General features: G+C 43.0%; 4 protein-coding genes. 3 read left to right on the top strand and 1 reads right to left on the bottom strand.

The window, feature by feature from the left end; all coding sequences use genetic code 11:
• Positions 1 to 205: 205 nt before the first annotated feature.
• Positions 206 to 523 (bottom strand): hypothetical protein, encoded by a 318-nt coding sequence (locus H6G03_RS08240; protein ID WP_190463834.1) that lies wholly within the window; start codon positions 521 to 523, stop codon positions 206 to 208.
• 283 nt (positions 524 to 806) lie between these two features.
• Between H6G03_RS08240 and H6G03_RS08235 the strand changes: the two genes are divergently transcribed.
• The 3 genes from H6G03_RS08235 to H6G03_RS08225 are packed head-to-tail and all read left to right on the top strand — an operon-like array spanning position 807 to position 10,478.
• On the top strand, positions 807 to 2,591 hold the full coding sequence (locus H6G03_RS08235) for a ShlB/FhaC/HecB family hemolysin secretion/activation protein (protein ID WP_322111875.1): 1,785 nt from the start codon (positions 807 to 809) through the stop codon (positions 2,589 to 2,591).
• Positions 2,592 to 2,604: 13 nt separating this feature from the next.
• Positions 2,605 to 7,530 carry a two-partner secretion domain-containing protein gene (locus H6G03_RS08230; RefSeq protein ID WP_190463833.1) on the top strand — a complete coding sequence of 1,642 codons (4,926 nt, stop codon included), beginning with the start codon at positions 2,605 to 2,607 and terminating at the stop codon, positions 7,528 to 7,530.
• A 53-nt stretch (positions 7,531 to 7,583) separates the two neighbouring features.
• Positions 7,584 to 10,478 (top strand): CHAT domain-containing protein, encoded by a 2,895-nt coding sequence (locus H6G03_RS08225; RefSeq protein WP_190463832.1) that lies wholly within the window; start codon positions 7,584 to 7,586, stop codon positions 10,476 to 10,478.
• Position 10,479: the final 1 nt, after the last annotated feature.

The raw sequence follows: 10,479 nt of genomic DNA, 5'->3' as shown, positions 1-10,479 counted from the left end.
TTATTGCCAACAGAAGAGGTAAGTAAAAATACTAATAGGAGTTTAGACTAACCGCGCCCTAAAGCGCGGTTAGTCTAAACTCCAGTATCGTAAAAAAGAGCAAAAAATTATTTTTTATAAAAAACAAATGCGGCTTGTGCTATCATTACAAACCGCTAATTAAAAAATTGGTAAATTAGACAAAACTAATCAAATTGACTAAATATTATCTAACACCACCTAGATATACTAGCAATAGGTAAGCAGCGGCTCCAACAACGCCTTTAGTGGTTTTGAAAACGGTGTTACCTGCTTTGTTGTAAACATTACCAGTAGAATCGACCCAGCCGACGCAGCGATCGTCATAGGAACCATAATTCTTGTAGACTTTTCCATCTGTGCCAGCATAACCTAAATAATCATGTCTTAAGTTGTAGATGGAACTGCCTTTGACATAACCAACTTGGCTACCATCATATTCTGAGGTATGTTTGTAGACATCACCATTATCTTTAATGGTTGTGTAAGGGATGTATTGACCCATGTTTTTGACTCCTTGTATTTTGTCTCACATCTACTTATCGGGATGGAAACCAGGAGTTATGTAGGCATCCTGTGCGGTAAAATCTAAAGGTTTGTAAAATGGGCTAGAAAGTTTTATCGGATAATCTTCTGGAAATTCCGCAGGTAGTTTTTAGAGCTTATTACCCCACTGGTATCGAAAGCAACCGTCCCAACCGCTCGCCAGCTACTTGTCCGGCTGCCCAAATACCCTCAAAATAAAATCATCTAGTTAAAATGCTCACATCTGCTAGCGAGATACAGCAGTGCGATACCACATCTCTCAAAGTAATTGGCTGATAATACCAGCGCTTCTAACTGTTGTAGGAAGTGTCTCCGGAGTTGCTGCTCATACTACTGCTGATATCTTTGATACCAAATCTACTTCAATTACCCTTCCTCCCGATCCTCATTTCAGCCAGCTAGCCCAACTTCCCAACCCTATTATCCCCAGAACCCCGGAACCACCTGCACCCACACTACCGCCCAGCCAGGAACAACCCCTTCAGCCACCTGCACCAACACCACCCACACCCCAGCAATGGCCCAATATCCCCGGCACAATTATTGTTAAAAAATTTGTATTCGAGGGTAACAACGCATTCAGCGACGAAAAATTAGCTGAAGTGACCAAGCAGTTCACCAATAGACAGGTGACATTTGCCGAAGTGCTGGAAGCAGAAGCAGCCATCACCAAGCTATACACTGATGCGGGATACATCAATTCAGGTGCTGTTATCCCCGTTGACCAAGACCCTATATCCCCAGAAGGGGCTGTAATCAAAATTCAAATTATCGAAGGCACTATAGAAGATATTAGAGTCAGAGGAACTAGACGACTCAATCCCGGCTATGTACGCAGTCGTTTGCAACTCGCCACCTCACGACCTCTGAATACCAACCGTTTGCTTAGGGCGTTGCAGCTATTGCAACTTAACCCCCTGATTAAAAACATATCGGCTGAATTGGCTGCTGGTTCCCGTCCAGACCGCAGCATATTGGAAGTTAAAGTAACAGAAGCTGACTCATTTGACCTGCAATTCTTTGCCGATAACGGTCGTTCTCCCAGTGTCGGTAGCTTCCGTCGCGGCGTTCAGATCGACCAAGGTAATTTAATCGGTTTTGGAGATAGCTTAAGAGTAGTCTACACTAACACCGATGGCAGTAATGCTTTAGACCTCAGCTACACTATGCCGTTCAATCCCCGCAACGGTACGATCCGATTGGCTGGTGGACTAACTTCAACTAATGTCATCGAACCGCCATTCGATCGCGCAGATATCACCGGAGACTCCCACTACTACGAATTATCCCTTCGCCAACCTGTAATTCAAACTCCCACCAAAGAATTCGCCCTTGGTATATCCGCATCTCGACAGGAAAGCCAGACCACTCTATTGGGAGAAAACTACCCCCTATCCCCAGGCGCAGACGACGAAGGAAGAACCCGCATATCAGCAGTGCGGTTTGTTCAGGAATGGACGCAGCGCAATCCCAGAGAAGTCTTTGCCGCTCGCTCTCAGTTTAGCGTGGGAATCGGTGCTTTCGATGCCACTATTCACGAGGAAGCTCCCGATAGTCGCTTTTTCGCTTGGCGAGGACAAGCACAGTACGTGCGGCTTTTGGCACCAGAAACTTTACTGCTGCTTCGTTCTGACGTACAGCTATCAAATAGGGCGCTTGTACCTCTAGAACAGTTTGGTTTAGGCGGGTTCCGCAGTGTCCGAGGATACCGCCAAGATGCTTTACTAACTGATAACGGCGTTTTGGCTTCCGCAGAAGTGCAGATACCGATTTACCGTTTACCCAGACAGCAAGGGGTTTTGCAAGTTATTCCATTTATTGATTTTGGCACGGCTTGGAGTAGTTCCGGCAGACAGAATCCAGACCCCAACACCTTGCTGGGTGTCGGACTTGGGGTACAGTGGCGACAGGGCGATCGCTTTATTGCCCGATTTGAGTATGGCATTCCTCTAATTGAAGTTGATTCAAGCGACAGAACGTTGCAAGAACAAGGTTTATATTTCTCCGTACAATACAGTCCATTTTGAGGCTAGAGGTAATATGCAACAACTACTAATTACCAGAACATTGCAGATAATTGGCGGTATTGCTTTATGGTGTTGGGTTCCTATTACTGTCGCCAAAGCTCAAATTGCCCCAGATGGGACGCTATCTACTAATGTCAATACATCAGACGGTCTTAATTTTACGATCGAGAACGGGAATCGAGCCGGAAATAATCTTTTTCATAGTTTCCGAGAGTTTTCTGTTCCAACTGGGGGGTCAGCTTTTTTCAACAATGCTTTAGATGTGCAAAATATTTTCAGCCGGGTGACGGGGGGAAATATTTCTAATATTGATGGGTCGATTAAAGCTAATGGTACGGCTAATTTATTTTTGATTAACCCCAGTGGGATAATTTTTGGCCCTAATGCTAGGTTGAATATAGGTGGCTCGTTTTTAGCTAGTACAGCGAATAGTTTAATATTTGATGGGGGAATTGAATTTAGTGCAAATAATAGTTCTGCTCCACCGCTACTAGCCATAAATATTCCTGTTGGCATTCAATTCCGAGATAAGGCGGCAGGCATTAGCGTACAAAGATCTACTCTTGAGGTACAACCTGATAAAACTTTAGCGTTAGTGGGTGGAGGTGTACTGCTATCGGGAGCAAACTTAAACGCACCAGGCGGTCAAGTTGAATTAGGCGGTTTGGCAGGAATAGGAGCAGTCGGGTTAAATGTTAATAGCAACCTTTTACAGTTGAATTTTCTTGATGGTATAGCGCGAAGTGCTATTTCAATCACTAATAAATCATCAATAGATGTACGTGCTAGAAATGGGGGTAATATAACAATCAATGCTCAAATATTAAATATTTTTGGAGAGAGCAGTCTTCAAGCTGGTAGCTGTTCATGTTCTGAAAGTGTTGGCGTTCAAAACGGAGATATAACGCTTAATGTTACTGGAGCAGTTTCAATAAGGCAGTCAAGTAGCGTTAGAAATGACTTAGGCTCAAAAGCAGCAGGGGAAAGTGGCAACATTATTATTACAGCAGGTTCACTTTCATTGGCAGATAAAGCACTAATTACCAATAGCACTTTTGGACAAGGGAATTCAGGGAGTATAACAATTAATGTTCGTGATAATGTATCGCTTACAGGTGATAACACCAGTATTTTCGGCAGTGCAGCACTTGGTTCTGTAGGTGATGCGGGGAACATAAATATTGAGGCGAATTCGCTCTCTCTAAGTAATGGTGCCCGATTAGCTACTGATACTTTTGGCAAAGGTAATGCTGGAAATGTGAGCATTAATGTCCGAGATCGCTTTTCTATGGCAGGTGATGGAACTACTATTTTCAGTACCGTAGCATCTGGTGCTATCGGTAATGGAGGAGAAATCACTATTAAAGCAAAGTCAATTTCTTTAACAGACGGAGCTTTCTTGATCGGTAGAACTTTTGGACAAGGAAATGCAGGAAGCATATCCGTACAGGCTGAAGACTCTGTTTCTCTAGAAAATAGCTTTGTCTTAAGCAATGTAGAAGCTGAAGCTATAGGCAAAGGTGGCAATATTAGCATTCAATCCGGTTCGCTTTCTTTGAGTGATGGGGCTGAGTTAGTTACCACTACTTTGGGACAGGGAGATGCTGGTAGCGTAACAATAAAAGCTAGTGGTATTGTCTCCTTTGACGGGGTAAGTAAGAGCGGATTGACAACTGGTGTTTTTAGCACAGTAGAAGCTGGAGCAAAAGGCAAAGGAGGTGACATTCGTATCCAGTCAGGAGAGCTTTCTTTAACAAATGGAGCTACATTAAGTACCACTACATATGGACAGGGTAATTCTGGCAGCATTGAGATTCAGGCTCAGCAACTTTTACTGAGCAATGGATCTCAGATGTTGGCTGCTACATCTGGGCATGGAGATGCTGGTAACATTTTGGTTCAGGGTGATGACTCCATATCGCTTATAGGTAGCAGCACTGCTATCTCTAGCTCTGTAAATCCTGGGAGTATAGGTAACGGTGGCAATATAAATATCAAAACAGGTTCACTTTCACTTTCTGATGGAAGTGGAATTTTTAATAGCTTAGAAACAGATGCAGTGGGAAATGCCGGAAATATAAATATTACAACTATATCGTTTTCTGTAATTAATGGCTCTCAAGTGATTGCTAGTACTAGGGGACGAGGAGATGCTGGAGATGTAACAATTCAAGCTACAGATACAGTCTTTCTTGATGGAGTAGGTAGCAATGGATTTACAAGTGGCATATCTAGCAGTGTAGAGAATGGAGGCGAGGGCAAAGGTGGTGATATTAATATTACAACTGGGTCGCTTTCTGTCACTAATCGCGCCCAATTAGCTACTGGTAGTCGCGGGCAGGGAAGTGCCGGAAGTATCAACATTACTGCACGTGATTCTATCTCTTTTAGTGGAGAAAGTGCTGCCTTAAGTAGGTTAGAAGAATTTGGTTCTGTGGGCAAAAGTGGTGACATCAATATCACGACTGGATCGCTTTTTGTGACTGATGGTTCTAATTTAGCTACGAGTACTCGCGGACAAGGAGATGCAGGAAATATAACTATTACTGCACGCGATGCAGCCTTATTTGATGGAGTAAGTAGCAATCGTTCTACGAGTGGTGCATTCAGTACAGTGGAAGCAGGGGCAGTGGGTAACGGAGGTGATATTACACTAACAGCGCGATCGCTTTCTGTTACTAATGGTGCTGCTCTAACTGCCAGTACCCGTGGAACGGGAAATGCTGGTAATGTAACAATCCAAGTGGATGATTCCATATTCTTAGATGGAACGGGTGGCGATCAACTTACTAATCCCAGTGGTGCATCCAGTGTAGTAAACTCTGGAGCAATAGGCAATGGAGGTAATGTTACCGTTACAACGGGTTCCCTATCAATGACTAACGGTGCTGTTTTACTGGCTACTACCTTTGGAAATGGAAATGCTGGAAATGTCAACGTTAAGGCTAATAATGAAGTCTATTTGGATGGTAGTTTTATCAACAGTGCAGTAATATATGGAGCAGTAGGAAACGGTGGTAACATCACGATTGCAGCCAAGTCTGTCTCTCTCCTCAATGGTGCTGGAATAGGTGCCAGTACCTTTGGAAATGGAAATAGTGGGAGCGTTTTTTTACAAGCTGAAGACTCGATTTCGCTCTCTGGTGAAAGCACTGGGATACGAAGCACTGTAGATTCTGGGGTTATAGGTAATGGCGGCAATATAGAGATTAAAACAGGTTCACTTTCGCTTTCTGATGGCGCTCTATTCAGTACGAGTACTTTTGGACAAGGAAATGCTGGCAGCGTTTTTGTACAAGCTGAAGGCTCGGTTTTACTCTCAAGTAGCAATACTAATATTTTCAGTACAGTAGAAGCTGGAGCAGTAGGTAAGGGAGGAGATATTAACATTACAGCAGGATCACTCTCTCTAACAAATGGATCTCAACTGCAAACTCTAGTCAGAGAAACTTCGGGTACGATTCCAGGTGGTCGTGGAAATGCTGGAAACGTAAGAATTGAAGTTCGTGATGCTCTTACTCTTAGTGGAAAAATTGATGGAATTGAAAGTGCAATTATCAGCGATTTAGGAATTGGTGCTGTAGGCAATAGTGGCGATGTCACCCTAATAGCCAAATCTGTTTTGCTTTCTGATGGCGCTCGAATTAGTACCAGCACTTTTGGTCAAGGAAATGCTGGAAGCATATTAGTACAAGCTCAGGATTCTGTATCGCTAAATAATGGCAACCTATTCACCACATTGGAATTTGGGGCTGTAGGTCGGGGAGGAGATATCAGTATTACAGCAAACCATCTGGTCTTAACTGAAGGCTCCAAAATTAGTAGTAGTACTCTTGGCCAAGGAGATTCTGGAAACGTAATTCTTGAAAATAGACGGTTAGTTCTCCGGGATGGAGCAGCGATCGCAGCAGCTACAGCCAGTGGTGGTAAAGGGGGAACTCTATCCGTAACTGCTTCAGACTCAATAGAACTAATTGGCGCTACAGCAGATGGTCAATCTTCAAGTGGCTTAACTACACAGTCTGAAGCAGATGGAGCGGCTGGTAACTTGATAATTTCCACAGAACGATTAATTCTTCAGGATAGGGCTGAAATAGCTGTAGCAGCTAAAGGAAAAGGAGCGGCTGGTAACTTAGAAGTTACAGCTGATTCCATCCGTTTGAATAATGGAACCATGACAGGAGAAACCGCAGCAGGCGATCGCGGCAACATTACCCTACAATCCCAAGATGTACAACTACGCCGTACTAGCAGTATCACTACCAACGCACAGGGCATTGCCACAGGCGGCAATATTACCATCGACACAGGTATCTTAGCCGCTTTAGAAAATAGCGATATCCGTGCCAACGCCCAACAAGGTTCTGGAGGTCAAGTCAGAATCAATGCCCAAGCCATCTTTGGATCAGTGTCACGCACCAGAGAAGATCTACAGACCCTACTAAATACTAACGACCCCAACCTCCTAGATCCCAGCCTACTGCCTACCAGCGATATTACTGCCATTTCGCAACAAGGTGGCCCTCAATCCCAAGGCTCAGTGCAACTTATTACCCCTGATGTTGACCCCAGTTCTGGATTAATCGAACTACCACAAACCATCGTAGACCCAGATGCTCTGATCGCCCAAAACCCCTGTACCTTGGGCAAAGGTAGTGAATTTACCGTCACGGGTCGCGGTGGACTTCCCCCCAATCCCAGCGAAGCTCTCTCCAGTAGAACCGTGAGGGTAAGTTTAGTCGAACCAACTCAAGCTAGCACAACTAGCTCAAACACTGCCATTAGTGTGCGATCGCCCCGTCCTGACTCCCTCCCTATTGTCCCTGCACAAGGTTGGATACTCAACGAAAAAGGTCAATTAGTTTTCACAGCTTACGATCCAACTGGTACGGGAAGCAACCGCCTGGGGCGAAATCCTCCTACCTGTCCGGCACGTTAAATCAGAACAAATTAACGACATTTTCTGATTTTAGTTGATAGGAGGAACATCAAATGCGAAATAATCAGACTAACTTCAATAGAAAATTAAAAAATAATAGATCGACTGGCAATTGGCTGAAGGTTGTCAAAAGATTATACAGACGACGCTTGCTAATTGTAGCAGCATTATTATTTGTTCTTTCACTGGGTTTACCCTCTATTGTTGCCCAAGTTTCTGCACAAATACCAATAGTCCAAAGTCAGCCATCGGGATTACAACTGGTACAACAGGCTAAACGCAGCTACGAAATAAGAGACTTTGGCGAAGCAGCACGTACTTGGCAGCAGGCAGCTTCTACTTTTGCCGCAGCAGGCGATATTTTGAATCAAGCAATGGCATTAAGCAATTTATCTTTAACATACCAGCAACTAGCAGAATGGGATAAAGCAGAAGAAGCGATCGCTCAAAGCCTCAACCTCCTGCAAACACAACAAAATACCCCAGAAAAATTAAGAATCCTTGCTCAATCCCTCGATATACAAGGACAATTACAACTAACAACTGGGCAAACAGAAACAGCCATAGAAACATGGCAAAAAGCTGCTAATACTTATGAGCGAATGAACGAGAAAGAAAGAATGGCGCAAAGTTTGCTCAATCTTGCCCAAGCTCAACAAGATTTAGGTCTTTACCCTCGTTCTTGCAAAATTTTACTCCAAGCTTTAGAGGTTAAAAATATAGACTGCGAAGCCTTGTCTAAAGCTACCCAATCCACCCCAGAAAAACCAGATTATTTTCTCTCCATTTTTGAAGCATTACCAGATTCACCTACAAAAGCAACAGGGTTGCGTTTACTAGGTGATTTCCTGCGGGTATCTGGTAATTTAGACCGTTCTCAAAAAGTATTACAGCTAAGTTTAGAAGTAGCACAAAATTTGTCATCTCCTATTGATGAAAATGAAGCGCAGCTAAGTTTAGGAAATACTGCCCGCGCCCAGCCAGACGCCAATAAGGCATTAGAATACTATCAACAAGCGGCTACCTCTACTTTTCCTACAATAAAGATTCAAGCACAGCTGAATCAACTGAGTTTGTTAATTGAAAATAGAGGGCGCTTATCTGAAGCACAAGCTTTGTGGCCTCAAATCGAACCTGAAATTACTAAATTACCTGCTAGTAGAGAATCTATCTATGCGCGAATTAACCTAGCTCAAAGTCTAATCTGCCTAAAACAGCAAGCAGTCGAAAACGAAACTCCAGAATTGTCATCTCCTGTTATTCAGCAGTGTAATTCATTGCATAAAGAATCCAAAGAAACAAAAAAATTGCCTCTATCAGATGTTTCTTCGTTGCCAAAGATTGATGAAATTTTAGATAAAATTTTAAGTGATGCCTTTGAACGGGCTCAAAAGTTAAAAGATAGACGCGCTTCTGCTTATGCTTTTGGATATCGTGGTGCGGTATACCAACAGAGAGGAGATTTGCCTAAAGCTGAAGAATTCACAAGACAGGCTTTAAGCCTAACTTCATCAATTAAAGCCCCAGACGTTGCCTATCGTTGGCAATGGCAATTAGGACGCTTACTTCAAACTCAGGCAGAGGAGAAAAGCAAAAGTACCGATGCAGACCGAGGAGCGATCGCTGCTTACACTTCAGCCTTTAGGAACCTTCAGTCATTACGAGGTGATTTGGTTAGTATTAGTCCAGAAGTCCAGTTTAATTTTCGCGATAGTATAGAACCTCTTTATCGAGAATTCGTTGATTTACTGTTGCGACCTGATGAACCCAGTCAAGAAAACCTCAAGCAAGCTCGTGAAGCAATTGAAGCGCTTCAGTTAGCTGAGTTAAATGATTTCTTTCGAGATGCTTGTTTAGATGCAAAACCGGAAATACTTGACAAAGTAGTTGACGAAACTAAACCGTTAACAGCAATTTTTTATGCAATTATCTTGAAAGAACGATTAGAGGTAGTTCTCAAATTGCCTAAGCAAGATAAGTTACAACACTACAGAACTAGGATACCCCAAAATGAAGTAGAAAATATCCTTTTAAAACTGCGGGAATACTTGTCAGATGTCGCCACAACTGCAAGTGACGTTAATAGCTTATCCCAAAAGGTATATGACTGGTTGATCCGACCAAGACAGACCAAGTTAGCTGAAAGCGAAGTAAAAACATTAGTATTTGTGCTGGATGGCCTTTTGCGTAATATTCCAATGGCAGTTCTTTATGATGCCGATAATAAAGAATATTTGGTGCAGAAGTATCCTATAGCCCTCACACCAGGTCTGCAACTCTTAAGCCCCCGACCGCTGAGACAAAATAAGTTAAGTGCTATAACAGCTGGAATTAGTGAAAGACGTAAATTTGATGATGATAAAGAGTTTGAAGCATTACCAAACGTGCCGACAGAATTGAAAAGAATTCAATCTACAGTACCCAGAAGCCAGCTACTTTTAAATCAAGATTTTATCAAAACTAACCTTCAAAAACAAATCGAAACAGCTAAATTTAATATTGTTCATATAGCAACTCATGGACAGTTCAGTTCCAATCCAGAAGAAACTTTTATCCTGACATGGGATAAACTTCTTAAAGTGAGGGAGTTAGATCAATTACTGCGAATTAACCGTTCCGATAATTCGGTTCCTATTGAACTACTTATCCTTAGTGCTTGTGAAACTGCTGCTGGAGATAATCGGGCAACTTTGGGGCTGGCTGGGGTAGCCGTGCGAGCGGGGGCACGCAGTACATTAGCGACTTTGTGGCCAGTCAATGATGAGTCCACATCTGAATTTATGAGTCAGTTATATCGCCAGTTAATTAATGGCAATACTACTGAAAATATAACTAAAGCAGAAGCACTTCAAAAGGCTCAAATAGCTATGTTGACTAATCAAGAACAAAAAGACTGGAAGCTTCCGTATTACTGGGCTGCTTACGTTTTAGTAGGAAATTGGCTTTGAT

This window comes from Aerosakkonema funiforme FACHB-1375 (assembly GCF_014696265.1).
In the GTDB taxonomy this organism is placed as follows: domain Bacteria; phylum Cyanobacteriota; class Cyanobacteriia; order Cyanobacteriales; family Aerosakkonemataceae; genus Aerosakkonema; species Aerosakkonema funiforme_A.
This window is presented reverse-complemented; position numbering and strand designations above follow the sequence as displayed.

Coding starts and splice junctions, on each gene's coding strand:
- H6G03_RS08240 (WP_190463834.1), bottom strand. CDS start 523: ATGGGTCAATACATCCCTTACACAACCATTAAAGATAATGGTGATGTC.
- H6G03_RS08230 (WP_190463833.1), top strand. CDS start 2,605: ATGCAACAACTACTAATTACCAGAACATTGCAGATAATTGGCGGTATT.
- H6G03_RS08225 (WP_190463832.1), top strand. CDS start 7,584: ATGCGAAATAATCAGACTAACTTCAATAGAAAATTAAAAAATAATAGA.